This window comes from Rhodococcus sp. 05-2254-6 (genome assembly GCF_002258565.1).
In the GTDB taxonomy this organism is placed as follows: domain Bacteria; phylum Actinomycetota; class Actinomycetes; order Mycobacteriales; family Mycobacteriaceae; genus Rhodococcoides.
This window is the reverse complement of sequence record NZ_NOZF01000005.1, coordinates 23,883-45,066: the sequence shown is the minus strand read 5'-3', so window position 1 is coordinate 45,066 and position 21,184 is coordinate 23,883. Positions and strand designations below refer to the sequence as shown.

At 65.3% G+C, this 21,184-nt stretch carries 20 protein-coding genes; 9 read left to right on the top strand and 11 right to left on the bottom strand.

Annotation, left to right across the window (positions count from 1 at the left end; genetic code table 11):
• The coding region (locus CH256_RS00485; RefSeq protein ID WP_179271946.1) for an ATP-dependent helicase at nt 1-895 on the bottom strand (895 nt) is incomplete at its 3' end.
• 295 nt (nt 896-1,190) lie between these two features.
• Here CH256_RS00485 and CH256_RS00480 point away from each other — a divergent pair.
• Nucleotides 1,191-1,481 carry a chorismate mutase gene (locus tag CH256_RS00480; protein WP_068050144.1) on the top strand — a complete coding sequence of 97 codons (291 nt, stop codon included), beginning with the start codon at nt 1,191-1,193 and terminating at the stop codon, nt 1,479-1,481.
• Nucleotides 1,482-1,528: 47 nt separating this feature from the next.
• Here CH256_RS00480 and CH256_RS00475 read toward each other — a convergent pair whose 3' ends face one another.
• Nucleotides 1,529-2,980 (bottom strand): NAD-dependent succinate-semialdehyde dehydrogenase, encoded by a 1,452-nt coding sequence (locus CH256_RS00475; protein WP_094639805.1) that lies wholly within the window; start codon nt 2,978-2,980, stop codon nt 1,529-1,531.
• A gap of 83 nt (nt 2,981-3,063) precedes the next feature.
• Between CH256_RS00475 and pgi the strand changes: the two genes are divergently transcribed.
• The gene (gene pgi, locus CH256_RS00470; RefSeq protein ID WP_094639524.1) at nt 3,064-4,713 is read left to right on the top strand and encodes a glucose-6-phosphate isomerase; all 1,650 of its coding nucleotides are present in this window, start codon (nt 3,064-3,066) and stop codon (nt 4,711-4,713) included.
• A gap of 125 nt (nt 4,714-4,838) precedes the next feature.
• Complete coding sequence (locus tag CH256_RS00465) at nt 4,839-5,807, top strand: type IV toxin-antitoxin system AbiEi family antitoxin domain-containing protein (protein WP_094639523.1); 969 nt, start codon at nt 4,839-4,841, stop codon at nt 5,805-5,807.
• Nucleotides 5,808-5,874: 67 nt separating this feature from the next.
• Here the strand turns inward: CH256_RS00465 and CH256_RS00460 are convergent, their stop codons facing one another.
• Nucleotides 5,875-7,491 (bottom strand): acyl-CoA dehydrogenase family protein, encoded by a 1,617-nt coding sequence (locus tag CH256_RS00460; protein WP_094668577.1) that lies wholly within the window; start codon nt 7,489-7,491, stop codon nt 5,875-5,877.
• A complete protein-coding gene (locus CH256_RS00455) occupies nt 7,478-8,080 on the bottom strand; it encodes a TetR/AcrR family transcriptional regulator (protein ID WP_094668576.1) in 603 nt (200 codons plus the stop codon). The genes CH256_RS00460 and CH256_RS00455 overlap by 14 nt, the downstream gene beginning before the upstream one ends.
• 61 nt (nt 8,081-8,141) lie before the next feature.
• Here CH256_RS00455 and CH256_RS00450 point away from each other — a divergent pair, with 61 nt between their 5' ends.
• The 3 genes from CH256_RS00450 to CH256_RS00440 are packed head-to-tail and all read left to right on the top strand — an operon-like array spanning nt 8,142 to nt 10,412.
• The gene (locus CH256_RS00450) at nt 8,142-8,906 is read left to right on the top strand and encodes a crotonase/enoyl-CoA hydratase family protein (protein ID WP_068050127.1); all 765 of its coding nucleotides are present in this window, start codon (nt 8,142-8,144) and stop codon (nt 8,904-8,906) included.
• Entirely contained in the window at nt 8,903-10,150 is a 1,248-nt protein-coding gene (locus tag CH256_RS00445) for a hypothetical protein (protein ID WP_094668575.1), read from the top strand. The genes CH256_RS00450 and CH256_RS00445 overlap by 4 nt, the downstream gene beginning before the upstream one ends.
• A gap of 16 nt (nt 10,151-10,166) precedes the next feature.
• Nucleotides 10,167-10,412 (top strand): DUF2630 family protein, encoded by a 246-nt coding sequence (locus CH256_RS00440; protein ID WP_068050123.1) that lies wholly within the window; start codon nt 10,167-10,169, stop codon nt 10,410-10,412.
• Between the two features lie 13 nt (nt 10,413-10,425).
• On the opposite strand, the gene CH256_RS00435 is transcribed toward CH256_RS00440, so the two are convergent.
• Complete coding sequence (locus tag CH256_RS00435) at nt 10,426-11,184, bottom strand: SDR family oxidoreductase (RefSeq protein ID WP_094639520.1); 759 nt, start codon at nt 11,182-11,184, stop codon at nt 10,426-10,428.
• Between the two features lie 29 nt (nt 11,185-11,213).
• On the opposite strand from CH256_RS00435, the gene CH256_RS00430 reads away from it, so the two are divergent.
• Nucleotides 11,214-12,644 carry a dihydrolipoyl dehydrogenase family protein gene (locus CH256_RS00430; protein ID WP_094639519.1) on the top strand — a complete coding sequence of 477 codons (1,431 nt, stop codon included), beginning with the start codon at nt 11,214-11,216 and terminating at the stop codon, nt 12,642-12,644.
• 55 nt (nt 12,645-12,699) lie between these two features.
• Nucleotides 12,700-13,476, top strand: coding sequence for an IclR family transcriptional regulator (locus CH256_RS00425; protein ID WP_094639518.1), 777 nt, complete (start codon nt 12,700-12,702; stop codon nt 13,474-13,476).
• Here CH256_RS00425 and CH256_RS00420 read toward each other — a convergent pair.
• From CH256_RS00420 to CH256_RS00400, 5 genes are all read right to left on the bottom strand, one after another.
• The gene (locus CH256_RS00420) at nt 13,464-14,453 is read right to left on the bottom strand and encodes a 2-hydroxyacid dehydrogenase (protein ID WP_094668574.1); all 990 of its coding nucleotides are present in this window, start codon (nt 14,451-14,453) and stop codon (nt 13,464-13,466) included. The two genes, CH256_RS00425 and CH256_RS00420, sit on opposite strands and share 13 nt — an antisense overlap.
• The gene (locus CH256_RS00415; protein ID WP_094639516.1) at nt 14,450-15,373 is read right to left on the bottom strand and encodes a hydroxymethylglutaryl-CoA lyase; all 924 of its coding nucleotides are present in this window, start codon (nt 15,371-15,373) and stop codon (nt 14,450-14,452) included. The genes CH256_RS00420 and CH256_RS00415 overlap by 4 nt, the downstream gene beginning before the upstream one ends.
• Nucleotides 15,374-16,594, bottom strand: a complete 1,221-nt coding sequence (locus CH256_RS00410) for a CaiB/BaiF CoA transferase family protein (protein ID WP_094668573.1) — start codon at nt 16,592-16,594, stop codon at nt 15,374-15,376. It abuts the gene before it with no gap.
• Between the two features lie 32 nt (nt 16,595-16,626).
• Nucleotides 16,627-18,018, bottom strand: coding sequence for a GntP family permease (locus CH256_RS00405; protein WP_068050099.1), 1,392 nt, complete (start codon nt 18,016-18,018; stop codon nt 16,627-16,629).
• 125 nt (nt 18,019-18,143) lie between these two features.
• The gene (locus CH256_RS00400; RefSeq protein WP_094668572.1) at nt 18,144-18,704 is read right to left on the bottom strand and encodes a molybdenum cofactor biosysynthesis protein; all 561 of its coding nucleotides are present in this window, start codon (nt 18,702-18,704) and stop codon (nt 18,144-18,146) included.
• Between the two features lie 74 nt (nt 18,705-18,778).
• On the opposite strand from CH256_RS00400, the gene CH256_RS00395 reads away from it, so the two are divergent.
• Nucleotides 18,779-20,323 (top strand): carboxylesterase/lipase family protein, encoded by a 1,545-nt coding sequence (locus CH256_RS00395; RefSeq protein ID WP_068050095.1) that lies wholly within the window; start codon nt 18,779-18,781, stop codon nt 20,321-20,323.
• Here the strand turns inward: CH256_RS00395 and CH256_RS00390 are convergent.
• Entirely contained in the window at nt 20,316-21,182 is an 867-nt protein-coding gene (locus tag CH256_RS00390; protein ID WP_068050092.1) for a DNA-formamidopyrimidine glycosylase family protein, read from the bottom strand. The two genes, CH256_RS00395 and CH256_RS00390, sit on opposite strands and share 8 nt — an antisense overlap.
• Nucleotides 21,183-21,184 lie beyond the last annotated feature (2 nt).

The window sequence follows — 21,184 nt, the reverse complement described above, 5'->3', positions numbered from 1 at the left end:
GCTCGAATTCCTCGATGTTGCGAATCGTGGCACCACGGAATGCGTAGATGGACTGATCCGCGTCGCCCACCACACACAGCTCGCCCGGCGCGACGGTGCCCTCGAGTGCACCGTCGGCGTCGGGGGTACCGACCAATTCGCGGACCAACATGTACTGGGCGTGGTTGGTGTCCTGGTACTCGTCGACCAGAACGTGCCGAAACCGGCGTCGATAGTACTGAGCCACCTGGGGGAACGCCTGCAGAATGCCCACCGTTTCGCCGATGAGGTCGTCGAAATCCATCGCGTTGGCCGCGCGCAGCCGCTGCTGATATATGCCGTAGACCTTGGCCACCAGCCGCGGGAGCTCGGCGGGATCGCCGTCGGCGTCCTCCGCTGCCTTGTCGGGGCCGATCAGCTCGTTCTTCAGGTTCGAGATGGCCGTCGAGAGCAGCCGCGCCGAGAACTTCTTGGTGTCGATCTGCAGATCCTTGGAGATCATCGTCAGCAGTCGCCGAGAGTCGTCCGCGTCGTAGATGGAGAAGTTCGAGTTCAGACCGGGCAGCAGCGCAGCCTGCGCGCGCAGGATCCGCACGCAACTCGAGTGGAAGGTCGACACCCACATGGCGTTCGCACGCGGTCCCACGAGTCCGGCGACTCGCTCGCGCATCTCGGCAGCGGCCTTGTTGGTGAACGTGATGGCCAGAACCTGGCCGGGTGACACTCCTCGCTCGGCCAGCAGATACGCGATACGACGCGTCAGCACCGCCGTCTTGCCCGACCCGGCTCCGGCCACGATGAGCAGCGGAGATCCGGTGTGCACGACGGCCTCACGCTGCTGGGGATTGAGACCTTCCAGCAGTGTGTCGGACGAGGTGTTCTGTCGGGATTGGAGGCCCTGGAGGAATGTGTTCATCGTGTGGTCAGGTTACCGGCGCGTACCGACAAACCCACATCGCGTGGTCGTCGGCCGAACCGACGACTTTTCAGGAGGGTTGACCCGTGGCACACTGGATCGGTGATCGAAAAAACCGTACGTCATCGCCTGCATCGGGTCGGCCACTGTTCGGCCACGCGTGCAGGAGCCTGTCGATAGACGCAACGCCCAGGTTCCGGACGGGACCGAACCGACCGGCGATGCAGTTCCGAATACGAAAGGCGTAACGGTGACGGACGACGCAACGATCCAAGATGTGACCCGAGGAGAGACGATGGCCATGACGACGAAGATCGACTCAGAGACCGCAGTGCCCACGAGCGAAGCCGAGATCAACGACCTGCGCCAGGAAATCGATCGCCTCGATGCCGAGATCCTGACGGCCATCAAGCGTCGCTCCGAGGTATCGCAGATCATCGGACGCACCCGCATGGCCTCCGGCGGACCGCGCCTGGTGCACAGCCGTGAGATGAAGGTTCTCGAGCGTTTCAGCAGCCTGGGCCAGGAAGGCCACACGCTGGCCATGCTCCTGCTCCGCCTCGGTCGCGGTCGCCTCGGCCACTGATCCGCCCTCGGTTGGGCGCGCGGTGCGCACGCCCAACCGTCAGTAGCTCACTTCAGAGCGATGTACTTGGTCTCGAGATACTCCTCGATTCCCTCGGATCCGCCCTCGCGGCCGAATCCGGATTCTTTGACTCCACCGAACGGCGCTGCCGCGTCCGAGATCACTCCGCGGTTGACGCCCACCATGCCACTGTCGATAGCGTCGGCCACCCGTAGCGCCCGATCGAGACTCTCGGTGTAGATGTACGACGCCAGGCCGTACTCGGTGGCGTTGGCGGCGTCGATACCTTCCTGCTCGGTGTCGAAGCCCACGATCGGAGCCACCGGCCCGAACACCTCTTCCTTCAGAATCCGTGCATCGGCAGGCACTTCGGTGAGCACGGTCGCCGGGTAGAAGTAGCCGTCCCCGCCCGGCGCGGTGCCCCCGAGAGCCACCGTCGCGCCCTTGGCCACCGCGTCGTCGACGAGTTCCTGCACGGTCTCGAGCTGATCGACATTGATCAGCGGTCCGAGCTTGGTATCGGGGTCGACGCCGGGTCCGAGCTTCATCTCGGCCATCTTTTCCACGAGTTTGGTGGTGAACTCCTCGCGCACGCTGTTGTGCACGTGCAACCGGTTCGCGGCGGTGCAGGCCTCGCCGCCGTTGCGCATCTTGGCGAGCATCGCTCCGTCCACCGCGTCGTCGATGTTCGCGTCGTCGAACACCACGAACGGGGCGTTGCCGCCCAATTCCATCGACGTGCGCAGCAACCGAGTCGCGGACTTCTGGACGAGAGACTTGCCGACGCCCGTCGAGCCGGTGAAGGTGAGCTTGCGCATCCGCGGATCCTCGATGAGGGGGCCGGTGACGTCACCGGACTTGGATGTCGTCAGCACCGACAGCACGCCTTCGGGCAAGCCGACCTCGTCGAAGATCTGCGCGAGCAGCAGCATCGTCAGCGGGGTCTCACGAGCTGGCTTGACGACAATGGTGCAGCCGGCGGCCAGAGCGGGCCCGATCTTTCTGGTACCCATCGCCAACGGGAAGTTCCACGGCGTGATCGCCAGGACGGGCCCCACCGGGGCCTTGGTGACGAGGATTCGACCGTTGCCCGCCGGGGCCGGGGTGTAGCGACCGCCGATGCGTACCGCTTCCTCGGCGAACCAGCGGAAGAACTCGGCACCGTATTTCACCTCGGCCTTGGACTCCGCGAGGGCCTTACCCATCTCCAGGGTCATCAGCAGCGCGATGTCGTCGGCGCGTTCGGTGACCTTCTCGAACGCCGCTCGGAGAATCTCACTGCGCTCGCGGGCGGGTGTTGCCGCCCAACCCTTCTGCGCCGCCGCGGCGGCGTCGAGCGCCTTCATCGCATCGGCGGGCGATGCGTCGGCCACCTCGGTCAGGGGCTTGCCGGTCGCCGGATCGTTCACCGGGAACGTCTTACCTCCCTCGGCGTCGACGGCCTTGCCGCCGATCCACAGTTTTGCCGGAATCGAATCGATCAATGCACGTTGGTCCATACCGTCCATGATGCCTCCGCAGCGCCCGATGCAAACGACAAACGACGCGCGCATGACTCGGCACCGGATTACTGTTGGTTCGTATGAGCGTCGATATCACCGGCACGGATGCCTGGCAGAAGCTGACCGATCACTACTCCACGATCGCCGATACTCATCTTCGGAACCTGTTCGCCGAGGACGCCGACCGAGCGCACACGTTCACGCTCGACGCCGCCGATCTGCATATCGACTACAGCAAGCACCGGATCACCCGCGAGACCATCGAACTGCTCGTCGAACTCGCGCGCACCGCCGACGTCGAGGGCAAGCGCGACGCCATGTTCGCCGGTGAGCACATCAACACCTCCGAAGACCGCGCCGTACTGCACACCGCGCTGCGCCTACCGGCCGACGCGTCGCTGACGGTCGACGGCCAGGACGTCGTCGCCGATGTGCACGAAGTCCTCACTGCGATGGGCGAATTCACCGACCGAGTGCGTTCGGGCGAATGGGTCGGTGCCACCGGCGAGAAGATCGCCACCGTCGTCAACATCGGCATCGGCGGTAGCGACCTCGGACCGGTCATGGTCTACAACGCGCTCCGTCATTACGCCGACGCGGGGATTTCCGCGAAGTTCGTTTCCAACGTCGACCCCGCCGATCTCGTCGGTGCGCTCGACGGGCTCGACCCAGCGTCGACGCTGTTCATCATCGCGTCCAAGACGTTCTCCACCCTGGAGACACTGACGAACGCCACCGCGGCCAGGCGCTGGCTCGTCGACGCGCTCGGTGAAGACGCCGTCGCCAAGCACTTCGTCGCCGTCTCCACCAACGCCGAACGGGTCGCGGACTTCGGGATCGACACCGCCAACATGTTCGGCTTCTGGGACTGGGTGGGCGGACGCTACTCCGTCGATTCGGCAATCGGGTTGTCGGTCATGGCCGTTGTGGGCAAGGAAGCGTTCGGCGAGTTCCTCGACGGCTTTCATCGCATCGACGAGCATTTCCGGTTGACGCCGCTCGCCGAGAACGCGCCGGTACTGCTCGGCCTCGTCGGCCTGTGGTACAGCTCCTTCTTCGGCGCGGAAACCCGTGCGGTGCTTCCGTATTCGGATGACCTCTCCCGTTTCGCGGCGTACCTGCAGCAGCTGACGATGGAGTCCAACGGCAAGTCCGTCACGGCCGACGGCTCCCCCGTCACGACGCCGACCGGCGAGATCTTCTGGGGCGAACCGGGCACCAACGGCCAGCACGCTTTCTACCAATTGCTGCATCAGGGAACACGTTTGGTGCCTGCGGACTTCATCGGATTCGCCGAGCCCACCGACGATCTGCCGACCCGCGACGGCAGCGGATCGATGCACGATCTGCTGATGAGCAACTTCTTCGCCCAGACCAAGGTGCTCGCCTTCGGCAAGACCGCCGAGGAGATCGCCGCGGAGGACACTCCCGCAGATGTTGTGCCGCACAAGGTGATGCCCGGCAATCGGCCCACCACCTCCATCCTCGCCCCCAAACTCACGCCGTCGGTCGTCGGTCAGTTGATCGCCCTGTACGAGCACCAGGTCTTCGTCGAAGGCGTCATCTGGGGCGTGGACTCCTACGATCAGTGGGGCGTCGAACTCGGCAAGACCCAAGCCCTCGAACTGACGCCGGTTCTCACCGACGCCGAAGCGCCTGCTGCACAATCGGATTCATCCACCGATGCCCTGGTGCGCTGGTACCGGGCGCAGCGGGGTCGTTCGGCCTGAGTTGCGGCGGCGGATCAGCTCCCCAGTTTCGGATTTCAGACTCCGATCGGCGTCGGATATCCAAAACTGGGGAGCTTTTCCGTTGCTGATGGATCCGTTTCGGTACCCGGCGCGTCCAAGCAGTCATGGACTTACCCCAGACGGATCTGTTCACCCGAGCCGATGCGCTCGCATTCGGATTGACCGACGACGACCTGCGACGACACCGCCGCACCGGGGAACTGTCGGTCCTGCGGCCGGGGTTCTACGTGTCGACAGCATCGATCGAGTCGGCGAGTCCTACCCAACGACATTCCTTACTCGCGCGGTCCTATCTGATGTCGGCTCCCCCGGACCACGTGCTCAGCCATGTCTCGGCCGCGATCGCCTGGGACTTCGACATCTGGCAGCTACCGCTGGACAAGGTGCACATGACACACGGTCTCGACTACGCCAGCAAGCGTCGGCCGCTACGAATCCTTCACGGCACCGCACTCGAGCCCTCCGAGCGGGCGACGATCAACGGCTATCCGGTCACCTCGGCAGCCCGCACCGTCGTCGACATCGCACGCACCACGACCGTCGAGCGGTCGGTGTGTGTCGGCGACAGCGCACTCAGGTCGGGTCACACCGACACCGACGCTCTGTCTGCTGCAGTGGAGACGGCGCGGTTCCGCACGGTTATCTCCGCCGCCCGGCGAGCGGTGTCGCTGATGACCGGGCGCAGTGAGAGTGTCGGCGAATCTCGAAGTCGGGTGCTGTTCGAGACGCTCCCCCTGCCGACTCCGTTGCTCAATCAATGGGTGTACGACGGTGCGGGCCGCTTCGTCGGACGTGTCGACTTTCTGTTCTGGGAGTTCGAAGTGATCGGAGAGTTCGACGGCGAGTCGAAGTACGACTCCAAGCGGGTACTGCTCGACGAAAAGTATCGCGAGGACCGACTACGCCAGTTGGGCTGGGTGATCGTCCGGTGGAATTGGCGGGACCTCGACGATCCGCAAGCGCTACTTCGCCGCTTCGAGCAAGCCTTCGCCCGCGCAGCAGGCCTTCCCACACCGGCCGGGTGGTTCGGAGACCAGCGCCTTTCAACGGATCAGCTCCCCAGTTTCGGATAACCGACTCCGATCGGCGTCACAAATCCAAATGTGGGGAGCCGATCCCCCTCAGACTCGAGCCGAGAAGTCACACCCGCGCCAACACCGCCTCCGTATCGACGCCGACGGGCAGGGTGCCGAAAGCAATGCCCCAGTCACGGTCGAGTCGAGTGGCGCAGAAGCCATCGGCCACAGCGGAATCGCCGTGCATCACCAGCTGCGCGCCTTGGAAGGTCAGAGCCATCAGTTCGACGACTCGCCTGGCCCGGTATTCCATGTCGGAGGTGTCGGAGAGTTCCTTGCCGACGCGGGCGATGGCGTCGTCCAGGCGAGAATCCACGCCCGACGCCTGGCCGATCTCACCGAAGAAGGCCTCGACACTGTCGGGTTGACGGGCCAAAGCGCGTAGGGAATCGAGTGCGGCGACGTTGCCGGAGCCTTCCCAGATCGACATCAGCGGCGATTCACGGAATAACCGAGGCATCCCGGATTCCTCGACATAGCCGTTACCGCCCAGGCATTCGAGGGCCTCGGCGGCGTGGGCCGGTGCCCTCTTGCATACCCAGTACTTGGTGACGGCCAACGCGATTCGGCGCAGCGCACTCTCCTGCTCGTCGCCGCGGGCGGAGCCGTCGGTGGCCTGCGCCAGGCGGATCATGGCAGCGGTGGCGGCCTCGGATTCGATGGTCAAGTCTGCCAGCACGTTTCGCATCAGGGGCTGGTCCACAAGTGCAGCCCCGAACGCAGCTCGATGACGCGCGTGATGGACTGCGCGCACTGTGGCGTTGCGGATTCCGGCAGCCGACCCGATGACGCAGTCCAACCGAGTCATGTTGACCATCTCGATGATGGTGCGCACGCCGCGCCCCTCTTCGCCGACGAGCCAGCCGGTGGCCCCGTGATACTCGAGCTCACCGGATGCGTTCGACTTGTTACCGAGCTTGTCCTTCAAGCGCTGCAGCATCATTCGATTGCGAGTGCCGTCGGGCAGCACGCGCGGAAGCATGAAACACGACAGCCCGCCGGGAGCCTGCGCCAAGGTGAGGAACATGTCCGACATCGGCGCGGACGTGAACCACTTGTGGCCGACGATCGAGTACGTTCCGTCCGACGACGGAGTGGCCGTGGTGGTGTTGGCGCGGACATCGGATCCGCCCTGCTTCTCGGTCATCGACATTCCGGCGATCAGTCCGCGCTTCTCGGACGGAACACGCAGCCCGAAGTCGTATTCTCGCGAGGCCAGCAGCGGCTCGTACTGCGCGGCCAGAGAAGGATTGTGCCGCAACGCCGGAACGACCGCATAGGTCATCGAGATGGGGCACATGTGCCCGGCCTCGGCCTGACCCCAGACGTAGAACTTCGCGGCGCGGGCAACGTGAGCACCGACGCGATCGTCGGCCCACGGACTGGCGTGCAGCCCGTGCTCGACGGCAACGGTCATCAGATCGTGCCAGTGCGGGTGGAATTCGACTTCGTCGATCCGATTGCCGTATCGATCGTGAGTCTTCAGCACCGGCGGGTTCTCGTTGGCGATCCGGCCCCAGTCCTGTGCCGCCACTCCACCGGCGAGGACTCCCAGTTGCCGAATCTCGTCGAGCGCCCAGCCGCCACCGGTACGCGGGACGCCGTCGAGCAACGACGGGTCCGCGGACGTGTCGAACGGACTCAGGTCGACTGCCTGGTTGAATACCTCATGCGTGTCCATCTCGAACTCCTAACGTGCGCAACGACAATGCGACCAGACCCGGTATCACGTCCACCGAGTTCTGCGATGACAACGGACCTACCAGCACTTCGCCGACGGCACCGACCAGCCCTGCTGCCGAGATGCGGACGTCCTGCTCGGGGATCTCTCCCGCTGCTATGCCGGCCACGATGGCGTCGGCGAAGGCATCGGTGAATTTCTGCCGGAACACCAACCGCTCGGCGTCGACGGCCTGGTCCACCGGTTCGGCCAACAACGCGTACGCCATCGTTCGGTTCTTCAAGGCCCGCCCGGCGAAGGTCTGCACCACTGCCGTGACCCGCTCGGCGGTGCTGCCGTGCCCGGAAACGGCCACCACTGCAGCGACCTCGCGGCTGCAGACCTCGCGAAAGATAGCGACGACCAGATCCGACTTGCCCTCGAAGTGCGTGTAGACGCTGCCTGCGGACACACCTGCTGCCGCGGCGACCGACGCGATCGACAGACCTGCGTAGCCCTGTGTGGAGAGCACCTCGATGGCAGCGTCGAACAGCTTTTCACGACCGGCGTCGAGTCTGGCCTGCACCGCGGGCGTCCGTCGATAGGGCATGCAAGGATTGAAGCACTGATTCAATGCTTCACGCAAGAGAACTCGAGTAGGGTTCACAGACATGTCGGTACGGATCGAACGATCAGGCCCCGTCACCACAATCGTCCTGTCGCGCCCTGAGGTGCGGAACGCTGTCGACGGCCCGACCGCCCAGGAGCTGATCCAGGCGTTCGAGGAGTTCGACGCCGACGAGTCCGCCTCGGTGGCCGTGCTGTGGGGCGAAGGCGGCACGTTCTGCTCGGGAGCCGATCTCGAGGCACTCGGGACATCACGCTCCAACCACGCCACCGAACACGGCGACGGCCCGATGGGTCCGACGCGAATGCGGTTGTCCAAGCCCGTCATCGCGGCTGTCTCCGGGTACGCCGTCGCGGGCGGACTCGAACTCGCACTGTGGTGCGACCTTCGCATCGCCGAGGACGACGCGACGTTCGGCGTGTTCTGCCGACGCTGGGGTGTTCCCTTGATCGACGGCGGCACAGTGCGTTTGCCGCGCATCGTCGGAACCGGCCGGGCGATGGACATGGTCCTCACCGGTCGTGCAGTCGATGCGCAGGAAGCTCTGAACATCGGACTGATCACCCGAGTCGTTCCGGTGGGGCGAGCTCGTTCGGAGGCGGAGGCCTTGGCTGCCGAACTCGCCCTGCTACCCCAGACCTGCATGCGCGAGGATCGCCTGTCCGTCCTCGAACAGGACGGCCTCGACGAGGAGTCAGCGCTCAAGAACGAGTTTCGGCACGGAGCCATCTCGATCACCGCCGACGCACTCACCGGCGCGAGCAAGTTCGTCTCGGGCGCGGGACGTCACGGCACCCCGAGTCCGTGAAGTCCACGCGTCTGTCGGTGATCGACGAGATATTTCTCCGGACCCACCGCGGCTACGGAATTCCCATTGCACTGCAGGGTATCTGGCGCACGACCGAGACGGTGAGCAGGGAAGAACTCGACAGGATCCACGACGAACTGGCCGTCGGGCAGCTCGGTCGTCGAGTCGGCAAGCCCCGCATCCGCGGGGCGCGACTTCGATGGGACATCTCATCCGAATCGCTTCCCCTCGAGTACGGCACCGACGCGGTCGACGACATCATCGGCTGGGCCGACGCGCAAGCAGACGTTCCACTCGATCCGCAGTACGGGCCCGGCTGGCGGTTGACGGCCGCGCCCGTTGCACACGGCGGAACCGTGCTGTCCCTGGTGTGTTCGCACGCGCTGGCCGATGCCCGTGAGCTCATCGACGCTGCGGCACAGGGATTCTCAGGATCGACACCGGTGCATGTGCTGCACCCGGGCTCGGACGTGAAGGATGCGCTCGCGATGATCGTCACCGTTCTCCTACGCTCCATCGCGGCGACGGCAAGATTGTGGGTCAGCAAGAAAGCCAGAGCCGAATTGCGAGCGTTCACCACCGCCGACAGCGGCGGTATCGCACCGCACCACGCGAACAGAATGACGTCGGTGATCGTGGATGTCGATGCTGCGGAGTGGGATTCGGCTGCCCGACGCGTCGGCGGATCGGCCAATTCGCTGTTCGTCTCCGTCGTCGCCGCCACGATGAACGAACTCGGTTCTCCCGCAGTGACCGTCGACATTCCTTTCCGCACCGGGTCCGGTGATGCCAATGCGATCGGCATGGCCACCGTCGCCGTGCGCGGAGACGACTCACCCGCGGCCATCCGGGCAGCGTGCAAGGCAGCGTTCGGCAAGCCCGTCGGAGCTCCGGCAGGCTATCCACCCGAGATCGTCCAGCTGCTCCCCCACCGTGTCGCCGCGAAGCTGACGTCGACCCCGGGGCGCGGAGAAGTGTTGTGCTCCAACATCGGCGACATTCCCGACGGCATCGCCGCGCTCGGCTCCCATCGATCGTGCGGACTCGCGACCCGGGCGATCCATCCGAACCCGTCGGGCGCACTGTCGACGATCCGAATGTCCACCTATCTCTCCCGACTGAACGGCAACTACACGCTCTCGCTGGTGTGCACCGACGACGCCCTCGCTGGATCGCCGGCCGAGCTCACCGCGGCCGTGCACCGAGCCCTGGCGACGCGGAACCTGGCCGCCAAACCCTGGTAGGTCTAGCGTTGTCGCCATGAACGAGCACGATATCCACACCAAGATCCAGCAGCTCATCGCCACCGAGCACAAGCTCCGCACCGAAGCCCAATCCGGGGACGTCGACCCGGACACCGAGAAGGCACAACTGGCCTCCCTCGAGCACGCCCTGGACCAGTGCTGGGACCTGCTCCGTCAGCGTAGGGCGCGTATCGATGCAGGCAAGAACCCAGACGCGGCAACCGCCAACAGCGTCGACCGGGTCGAGGGATACCTGCAGTAGCCCGGCCCGGAACCTAGACCATTCGATCCGTCAGCACATTCGGCAGGAACCGCAGCGCCGCGTCGATGCCCCGCCACTTGAGTCCCGGTAGCGCGGCGCGGCGGGTTTCGCTCTCGATCGCGTCGACCATCGCCGATACTCCCTCGTCCAGAGTGGCTGTGAGAGCGGCACTGTCACCCGCGTTGGCCGACATGTCGGTGGCGATGAAGCCGGGCAGCAGTGTGGTGACGGCGATGGCGGTTCGCGACAGTTCCGTCGCCAACGATTCACCCAGCGAGGCCACTGCGGCTTTGCTCGCCGAGTAGGTCGCCTTGGCCCCCGGCAGTCCCCGATCGGCGCTGACGGACGAGACGAACACCAGGTGCCCGTGTTTCTGTGCTCGGAAGATCGACAGGGCCGCCTCGGCCTGCGACAGCGCCCCGATGAAGTTCGTGTGGGCGGTCTGCAGGTTGGCCTCGGCTCGCCCGGTCCCGATCTTCGCACCCTTGCCGAGCCCGGCATTGACGATCACTCGATCGAGTCCACCCAATTCGTCTCGCAATTTTCCGAACACCTCACCGACCGCATCGTGATCGGTGACGTCGAGCGCCCGGACCGCCACGGTGATGTTCGGGTTGTGGTGCATCAACTCGGCGCGAAGGTCGTCCAACCGCTCGACCCGACGCGCACAGAGCGCCAGATCCCGGCCCATGCCTGCGAACCGTCGCGCCATTTCCTCACCCAGCCCCGAGCTCGCTCCGGTGATCAGAATCTTGTTCCGAGTGGTCGCCATAAGCGGCGAGCCTATGTCACTGTGGAGCAATGGCCTCAGAAAGCTCGGAATTCGATGTCATCGTCATCGGCGGTGGACCGGTCGGCGAGAATGCCGCCCAGTACGCCATCGCAGGCAGCGACCGCACCGCAGTGATCGTCGAGCACGAACTTCTCGGTGGTGAGTGCTCCTATTGGGCATGCATGCCGAGCAAGGCACTGCTGCGCCCCAGCGAGGTTCTCGACACCGCGCGAAATATGCCGGGCGTCAAGGAACTGGTGGGCGATCAACCCCTCGACGCCGACGCCGTCCTGGCCCGACGCGAATCCTTCACCCACGGTCTCGACGACTCCTCGCAGGTGGCGTGGGCCGAGTCGGCCGGCATCTCGGTGATCCGTGGCCACGGTCGCCTCACCGGGGAGAGAACCGTCGAGGTCGACGGCCGCACGCTCACAGCCCGTCACGCAGTCGTCCTCGCCACCGGAACCACCGCATCCGTACCGAACACACCCGGCCTGCGCGATGCCCTGCCGTGGATCTCCCGCGATGCCACCAACATTCACGAGACCCCCGGTCACATCGCGGTCATCGGCGGTGGCGTCGTCGCGACGGAGGCGGCAACCTGGTTGCTCTCGCTCGGCGCGAAAGTGACGATGATCGTGCGCGGATCGTCGCTGCTGGCCGGTTCCGAACCGTTCGCAGGCGAACTCGTCGCCGAGGCTCTGAAGGGGCGAGGCGCGAAGATCATGCTCGACGCCTCCCTCGAGTCGGTGTCACGAGAGAACCCGGTCGACACCGGAATCGGCCGAATCCACGGGGGCACTATCCGTCTCGTCGTCGACGGCAGCGAGATCGTCGCCGATGAAGTGCTCGTTGCTGCGGGACGTACTCCGGCGAGTTCCGACCTCGGATTGTCGAGCCTCGGACTCGAGGACGGGCGCTACATCGACGTGGACGACCATCTGACCGTTCCCGGCCACGACTGGCTCTACGCGGTGGGTGATGTCAACGGCCGAGCTCCGTTGACGCACATGGGCAAGTATCAGGGCCGGGTGGCCGGGGACGTCATTGCCGCCAAGGCCGACGGCAAGCCGCTGAACAGCAAGCGATTCCGCGCATCAGCGGATCACGGCCAGATCCCCCAGGTGGTGTTCACGCCGGTCGAGGTGGCATCCGTCGGACTGACAGAGGCCAAGGCCCGAGAGGAAGGCATCGACGTCGAGATCGTGGCCCAGGACATCGCCGTCGCGGGTTCGTCTCTGCAGCAAGACGATTACTCGGGGCGAGCGCAGCTGGTGATCGACCGCGCCACCGACACGATCGTGGGCGCGACCTTCGTCGGACCGGGTGTGGCGGAGCTGGTGCATGCCGCCACTGTGGCTGTGGTCGGCAAGGTGTCGCTCGACGACCTGTGGCATGCGGTGCCGTCGTACCCGACGGTCAGCGAGATCTGGCTGCGGCTGCTCGAATCTCGTCGCTGAGTACGCGCTCGGCCACACTTGCCTCACGGATCGCGTGGCCGAGTAGATTGGACGGGTGACCACCGAGAGCGCGTCGAAGCAGCAACCGCTTCTGGTGCTGGGCAAGATCACCGAGATTCTCGACGCCTTCTCGTTCGACCGTCCGTCCATGACCCTCGGTGAGATCCAACAGACCACCGGCCTGCCGACCTCGACGGTGCAGCGCCTCGTGACCAATCTTGTGCAGCAGGGATTTCTGGATCGGAGCGGCGACCGCATTCGCATCGGGGTGCGCATGGCCTACTGGGCCGCGACGGCCACCAAGGACCTCGACGTGCTGTCGATCGTCAACCCCGTGCTCAAGGACATGCGAGACCTGACGACCGAGACCGCATGCTTCTTTCGGCCCGAACAGAACTACCGCGTGTGCGTCGCAATCGCCGAGACGCGGCATGCCCTGCGCCGAGACATGTACGTCGGCAAGGTCATCCCGCTCAGCGCGGGATCGGCCAGCCGCGTCCTGTTGGCCTGGGACGACGAGCTCGCCGAGCGCGTCCTGTCTCGCGAACTCGAATCGATGACCGAGCAGACGGTGACCGAAGCCGAGACGATGCGGACCCTGTTGGCGCAGACCAGGTCCGACGGCTACGCGATCACCACCGGCGAGCGCGAGACCGGCGCGTCGGGACTGTCAGCGCCGGTGTTCGACTCGGCCGCGGACATCGTCGGTGCCGTCACCATCAGCGGACCGACGCTGAGGATGCCGCAGTCGCAGTGCGAGGACTGGGTGGATCTGTTGATCTCCCATGCCGAGCGGATCACGAGGACCCTCGGCGGCCGCTACCCCGCGTGAGACCAGGCGTCGGGATTGACCGGATGCGGTGGCATCGAACCACCGAACATCGCGGCAGCATTGGTTGCACACAGCCGCGCCATCTCCGACCGCACCGATACCGTCGCACTCCCCACGTGCGGGAGCAACACCGTGTTGGGCAGATCCGCGAGACCGGGTTCGAGGGCCGGCTCGCGTTCGTAGACGTCCAAACCTGCTGCAGCAACGGTGCCCTCGCGCAGCGCGGTCACCAGAGCGGCCTCGTCGATCACCGGTCCGCGCGCGGTGTTGATCACGATCGCCGACGGCTTCATTGCTCCGAGTACGGCTGCGTCCACCAGATGGTGAGTGGAATCCGACAACGGAACATGCAGGGACAGAAAGTCGCTGGTCGTGACGATCTCGTCCCACGACGCATGCTCGACGCGACCCGTGAACTCACCGAGCTCGTTCTCGGAGACCTCTCGGTCGCCGGGCGGACGGGGGCAGAACTTGACCGTCATGCCGAAGCCCAGTGCTCGGCGCGCGGTGGCGCGGGCAATGCGGCCGAACCCGGCCAGCCCCAGCACCCGGCCCGAGACATCGCTGCCGAGAAGCAGTTCCGGCTCCCAGCCGGTGAACGAGCCGGAACGGACGAATGCATCGGCCTCGACGGCCCGGCGGGCCGTGGACAGGATGAGCAGCATCGCGATGTCCGCGGTCGAATCCGTCAGCACCCCAGGGGTGTTGGCAACCGTGATGCCGTTGGCGGTTGCGGCTGCGATGTCGATGTTGTCGAATCCGACGGCGTAGTTGGAGATCCCGGTGATCGACGCCGAGGCCAGTAACTCCGCGTCGAACCGATCTCGCAGCTGGGAGACGACCACGGAGTAGTCCCCGGAGGCGCAGGCGTCGAGCAACTGCTCGTGATCGACCTCCCGCAGGTCCACGTCCCCGGCGGCACGCAGAATGTCCATGCCCGGAGCCGGGATCTCGGTAGTGACGAGGATGCGGCTCATAGGACCCACTCGAAGGCGCGCGCTTCGGACCTGGCACCCTGAACGGTTTTCGATCGCATGGGCTCGCCCAGTTCGGTGAGCAACTCCTCGGACAGAGTCACCATGGCGGCCAGGGTTTTCGGCTCGAACCAGTCCGGACGCGTCGCGAAGAGGATGTCCTCGGAGGAGGTGTTGCCGCTGGCGCCCGGGGCGAAGGGACACCCGCCGAGCCCGCCGAGGGAACCGTCGACCATCGTGGCTCCGGCCGAGATCGCGGCGAGTGTGTTCGCGACGCCCAGGCCCCAGGTGTCGTGTCCGTGGAAGACCACTCTGCGATCGGGAGTTTCGGCGCGCACACGCTCGATCAGCGACTGCACCTGCACCGGTACCGCCTGCCCCAGGGTGTCGCAGATGACGATATCGGTTGCGCCGGTGGCACGTTGGTCGTTGGCGATCTCGATGACGCGATCCGGCGACACCTGTCCCTCGAACGGGCAGGTGAAGGAGGTCGCGATGCACAGCTCGATCTCACCGTCCACCGATCGAGTGATGTCCACGGCGTCGGGCATCGCGGCCAGGGACACCTCGGTGGTCCGACCGATGTTGGCCTGATTGTGCGAGTCCGACGCGGAGAAGCAGTACTGAAAGTTGCGAGCCCCAGCGGCCGCGGCCTTCTCGACATGCCGCGGAGTGGCAACCCACACCCAGCATCGGGCGAGTTCCTCGGCGGTGAGCTCACCGATGACCTCGAGAGTGTTGGCCATCGGGGGCACCTTGTCGCCCCGCGCCATCGACCCGATCTCGAGCGACGGTACGCCGAGTTCGATGAGGGTCCTGATGATCTCGAGCTTGCGATCGGTGGGGAGCATCTTGCCGGTCAGCTGCAGACCGTCGCGCATCGTGACGTCGCGCAGCTCTGCGGCGGGAGCGAAGCGATACATTTACAGGCCCATCTCTTCGTCGGTGCGGCCGAGCAGGGTCGAGAGCACTTCCCTGGTGTGTTCGCCCAGATCCGGTCCGACGGAACGAATCGGCAGGGACGCGTCGCCGATCACCGGGACGACGCCGACGAATCCGACGTCGGTGGGCTTGTCGCCTCCGGTGTCGACCGAGAAGTGCTGAATCATGTTGCGGGCGGCGTACTGCTCGTCGGCGACGATGTCCGCGGCGGTGTAGATCGGGCCCGACGGCACTCCGGCGTCGTCGAGAATCTTCAAAGCCTGCTCGCGCGAATGCAAGCCGGTCCAGGCCGAGATGGCGGCATCCAGCTCGTCGCGTCGACGCCACCGACCGGCGTTGGACGCCAGGTCCGGATCGGCTCCGAGGTCGGGGCGATCGATGGTCTCCATGTAGCGCTGGAAGATCGCGTCACCGTTGCCGGCGATGATGATCGAGTGACCGTCGTTGCACGGGTACGCGTTCGACGGGGCGATGCCCTCCATGCGGCCGCCCGTGCGCTCACGTTCGACACCGTAGGCGAGGTAATCCGGAATCAGCGATTCCATCATCGACAGGATCGATTCGTTCAGCGCCACATCGATGGAACGCTGCGCCAACGTCAGCGGCGACTGCTGGTCGGGTGCCTGCGCCGCGCGCTGTGTCTGCCGCTGGAACAGTGCCATGACGCAACCGAACGCGGCGTACAGTCCGGCGATCGAGTCGCCGATCGAGACTCCCACTCGGACCGGTGGCCGGTCCGGATCACCCACGAGATTGCGAAAACCGCCGTATGCCTCTGCGACAGCGGCGAATCCGGGTCGCTGCGACATCGGGCCGGTCTGACCGAAAGCCGAGATGCGCGTGATGATCAATTCAGGGTTGGCGGCAGAGAGCACCTCCGGCGAGATACCCCATTTCTCCAGAGTGCCGGGCCGGAAGTTCTCGAGCACGATGTCGCATTTGGCAGCGAGGTCGACGACGTCCTTGCGTCCCTGTTCGGTACGCAGGTCCAGCACGATCGACTTCTTGTTTCGATTGATCGTGCGATACAGCATCGATGTGGTGCCCGAGTACAGCCGCCAGTTACGCAGTTCGTCTCCGGTTCCCGGCCGTTCTACCTTGATCACCTCGGCACCGAAATCGGCAAGCATGCGCGCCGCGGTAGGGGCGGCGATGTAGTTGCCGAGCTCGAGAACTCGAACTCCGCTGAGCGGCAATGCCATCGTGTTCCTTTCGATACTCACAAAATCAGGGCTCACAGGATCCAGCTCATCGGCACGATCAACGCGATGGCGATGACCGATGCCACCGAGACGCCCACCGAGCACGTCTTGAGTGTGCCCCTGGTCGACTGTCCCATCAAGGACTGCAGCAGCCAGAATGTGTTGCTGGTGACGTGCACGGCGAACAGCGATCCGGCACCGGCGGCGAGCGCGATGAACACCGGATCGAGCCCTATCAACGGAGCGACCGGTGCCAGAATGCCCGCGGACGTGATGGCCGAGATCGTCACCGAGCCCACGGCGATGTGCAACGCGGCAGCGATGACCCACACCATCAACAGCGGAGCCGCGGTGCTGGCGGTGAAGTACTGGCCGAGGATGTCGCCGAGACCCGCCTCGTTGATGACGGCCGCGAGCGAACCACCGACACCGGTGAGGATGAGAATCTGGCCGCTCTCGGCGAAACCACGGGCGAGAGCTTTCTCCACTCGTGCCTGTCCGACGTGATAGCGGCCGATGAGGCAGGTGCCCACCAAGCCGATGAGCAGCGCGATGACCGGGCTGGCGATGAATTCGACCACCGGAACCGATATTTCGGCGACTTCGAGTACCGCTCCGACTGCGATGAGAACGAGCGCGAGCAGCAGCGGCGAGAGCAACACCAGCAGCGACGTCTGCTTCTCGGTGCGCACCTTCTGCGCCACGCCACCTCCGGTTTCGAGGGGCTCGTCCTCGGAATCGGCGGGCTCTGGAACCACAGGCTGCTCGACTACGGTGATCTGCTGCTCGTCCTTCTCCTCGTTCCACCAACCGTGTCGGAAGACGAACGACATGATGGCCACCGACAGCACGACGACGGGAACGATCAGGATCAACCCGTAGATCATCATCTTGCCCAGGGGCACTCCGAGCAGTCCGGCCAGCGCGAGCGTCGCGACACCGGGGACCATGAACACGATGCCGCATTCGAGCGAGATGGCCAGTGCGGTGGCCATTCTCGCCGTACCGTACTTGCCGATCTTGGGGGCGAGGTTTCGAGCGAGCGGAGCGGAGATCACCAGGAGCACGTCGAGGAAGATGGACTGCAGCACGGTCGCGATGGTCAGCGACAACGCGTACGGGAGTCGTTTGGGCCCGAACGTTTTGAGCAAGGTGCCGACGAGTCGTTGGATGGCGCTCATCTCCTGCAGCACCGAACCCATCAGGACTCCGAAGGCGATCAGCAGCCCCACCTCGGCCATGATCTCGCCGAACCCGCCCGTGATGGTGTCGACGGTGGTCGACACTCCGAGCTTGGTCGCCAGACCCAGATACGCGGCCCCGAGAACCAGCGAGATCACCGGATTGAAGTGAAAACGAACGATGAAGACCACCACCGCCAGCACGGCGACGACGGTGTTGATCACGATCCACATGTCGGACATCGGCAGTTCTTCCCACCAGAGAGAGTGACCGTCGCCATTGAAGACGGGCGGTGTGATGCGTCGCACCATTGCTCACATTATGGGCACAGATTTACTTCGTGAGCAAGAGTGGACCCGACTCGACGTCAGATGGGCTGTGCGCGCCGAACCGACAGCGCGGCTCGGGAGCCATCGAGTTCGACCGGCGAGCGCACCGCCACCTCGCCGACCCGCAAGATCCCGTCGGACAACGGTTCCACGCGAAGCCCGCCGCGACCGATCAACGCTTTACGGGCACCGTCGACGACCATCCGGTCCATCCACGCGCACGGGTGAGCCGGTCGTCCACCGCGAAAGCGGATCCACCCGTCACCGGAATCGAGTTCGAATTCCCGACCTCGCAACGGGTCGAGCTCGAGCCCACACACGACGACGTTTCGCCTGGCCACGGCCGGGTCGGGGACCTCGACGCCGAGCACATCCCCCACTGCCTCCCAGGCCTCGACGGCCAGAAAGCTCACCGCCGCTTCGGTGTGCGCCCGCACGCCGAAGAACCGATCGCCCCGAATGCCCTTGTGGGCCACGATCTCGACACTCTCCGGCAGGTCGGTCAATACGTCGGCCGGACCGTCCTTGGATCTGCCGAAATAGGCGTGTGTGGGCGCTCGCAGCAGCTGCACGATCTCGGCGCGGTACTCGAAGTACATGCCCTCGAGTCTGCCGTGTGCCCGTCCCCCGCTGTTCTTACCCGCGGGTAAGGAGAGATCAGTACACTCGCGACATGGCTGTGACGACCCGCGTGACCACATCGGACGGCATCATCGAGGGAAAGCCGGTGGGTGATCTGATCACCTGGCGAGGCATTCCCTACGCCGCCCCGCCCGTCGGACCGCTTCGTTTCAGAGCGCCCCAACCGACCGAACCCTGGTCGGGTGTGCGCGACGCCACCGAGTGGGGCAATGCCTCCGTTCAGCACAAGCGCGGAACGATGCTCGCAGTGGGCAAGTACCAACCGTCGAGCGAGGATTGCCTGACGCTCAACGTGTTGGCCCCGAGCACACCGAGCGCGAGCCCGCGGCCGGTCATGGTGTTCATCCACGGTGGTGCCTACACGCTCGGCACATCGGCGACCCCGCTGTACGGCGGCGGCTCTCTGGTACGCCGCTCGCTGAAGGACGGCGACGGCATCATCTACGTGTCTGTCAACTACCGACTCGGCGCACTGGGTTACCTCGACATGTCCCAGTTCTCCACTCCCGAGCGGCCGTTCGACTCCAACCTGGGCTTGCGGGATCAGGTTGCGGCGCTGGAATGGGTGCAGCGCAACATCGCGAACTTCGGCGGCGATCCGAACAACGTCACCATCTTCGGCGAGTCCGCGGGCGGCAATGCGGTCACCACTCTCATGACCGTTCCCGCCGCGAAAGGCCTGTTCGCGCAGGCCATATCCGAAAGTTCCGCCCCGGGAATGACGGCCACCAAGGAGCGCGCCGACCAGTGGGCGCGCGAGTACGTCGGCTACCTCGGCGGCACGGTCGAGACCGCCACCGAGACCCTCGACAACGCCGAGGTGCTCCGGCTCGGTCGGGCGGGCACCAAACTCGGCCTCACCACCCTGCACCGCACCCCGGGGCTGCTCCCGTTCGGCCCGGTGATCGACGGCGACTTCCTCCCGGTCAGCCCGGTCGAGGCCTACGCGAACGGAACGGCGCACCGCGTCCCGCTGATCATCGGCACCAATGCCCGTGAGGGAACACTGTTTCCGAAGTTCCTCGACGCATTGCCCACCAATCCCGAGCGGATCACCAAGCTGTTCTCCCTCACCGATCCCGACGCCGAGGCCGTGGTCACTTCAGGCTACCGGGGCTACCCCAACGAGCGGGCAGCCATCGACTTCGGCGGCGACTTCACCTTCTGGAAGCCCTCTCTCGAAGTGGCCGAAGGACATTCGCGTCATGCACCCACGTACTTCTACCGGTTCGACTTCGCCCCGCGGTCGATGAAGCTGCTCGGCTTCGACGCCACCCACGGCTTCGAGTTGTTCGCCGTGTTCGGCATCAGCGAGACACTGTTCGGCAAGGCGCTGACGCTGGCAGGCGGGCGGAAGGCCTTCGCCGAGGTCACCGAGCAGGTCCAGTCGAACTGGATTGCGTTCGCCACCAACGGAAAACCCCTCGAATCGTGGCCGGCGTACAACGAGGCCGACCGCAAGACGTTGATCTTCGACACCCGCACCCGCGTACAGAAGGACCCACGGAGCGACCGTCGCAAGGCGTGGGAAGGCTACCGGGGCTACGACAGCCAGAAGCTCGAGCCCGTCACTTGAGCAGTCGCGACATGCGACGGTCGGCGAGAATCTTGCCGGCCGTCTGACACGTCGCGCAGTACTGAAAAGAGCGATCGACGTAGGCGACTTCGCGGACCGGGTCGCCGCACACCGGGCACGGAAGTCCGGTTCTGGCGTGCACGCGCATCCCCGATCTCTTCTCCCCCTTCAGACGCGCCGCATCCTGCCCGGCCGAGCGGGCCACCGCGTCGGACAGCACCGAGCGCATCGCCGCGTACAGCGCCCCGACGGCCTCGGGATCGAGCTTGCTCGACGATGCGAACGGCGAGAGCTTCGCCACGTGCAGTATCTCGTCCGAGTAGGCATTGCCGATGCCGGCCAACAGCGATTGATCCACCAACGAGGTCTTCAGCCGCGCGGTGGTGCTGCTGAGGATCTCGGCGAATTCGAGCTCGGTGACCGTCATCGCGTCGGGTCCGAGCCGGGCGATACTCGCCACCTGTTGCGGATCGCGTACCACCCATACCGCCAGCCGCTTCTTGGTCCCCGCTTCGGTCAGATCGATCGCGGGCGTCGCTCCCTCGGGGGTGAAGAAGTGGATCCGCAGCGCGAGGGGCCCTTTGCCCGGCTTCGGCGGCGCGGCGCTGGGGTTGTCCACCCACCGCAGCCATCCTCCACGCGAGAGATGGGTGATCAGCCAGAGGTCACCGGCTCGAAGTGCCAGGTGCTTTCCGAAGCGGGCGGCATCGGTGACGTCCTTGCCCTGCAGCTCGGTGATCGGCGGATCGAATGTCTTGAGAACGCTGAGCGCAGCGATGTCGATTCGGCCGATCACGGCTCCGACGGCATGCTCGCGCAGAAAGCCGGCAAGGGCTTCCACCTCGGGTAATTCCGGCATGC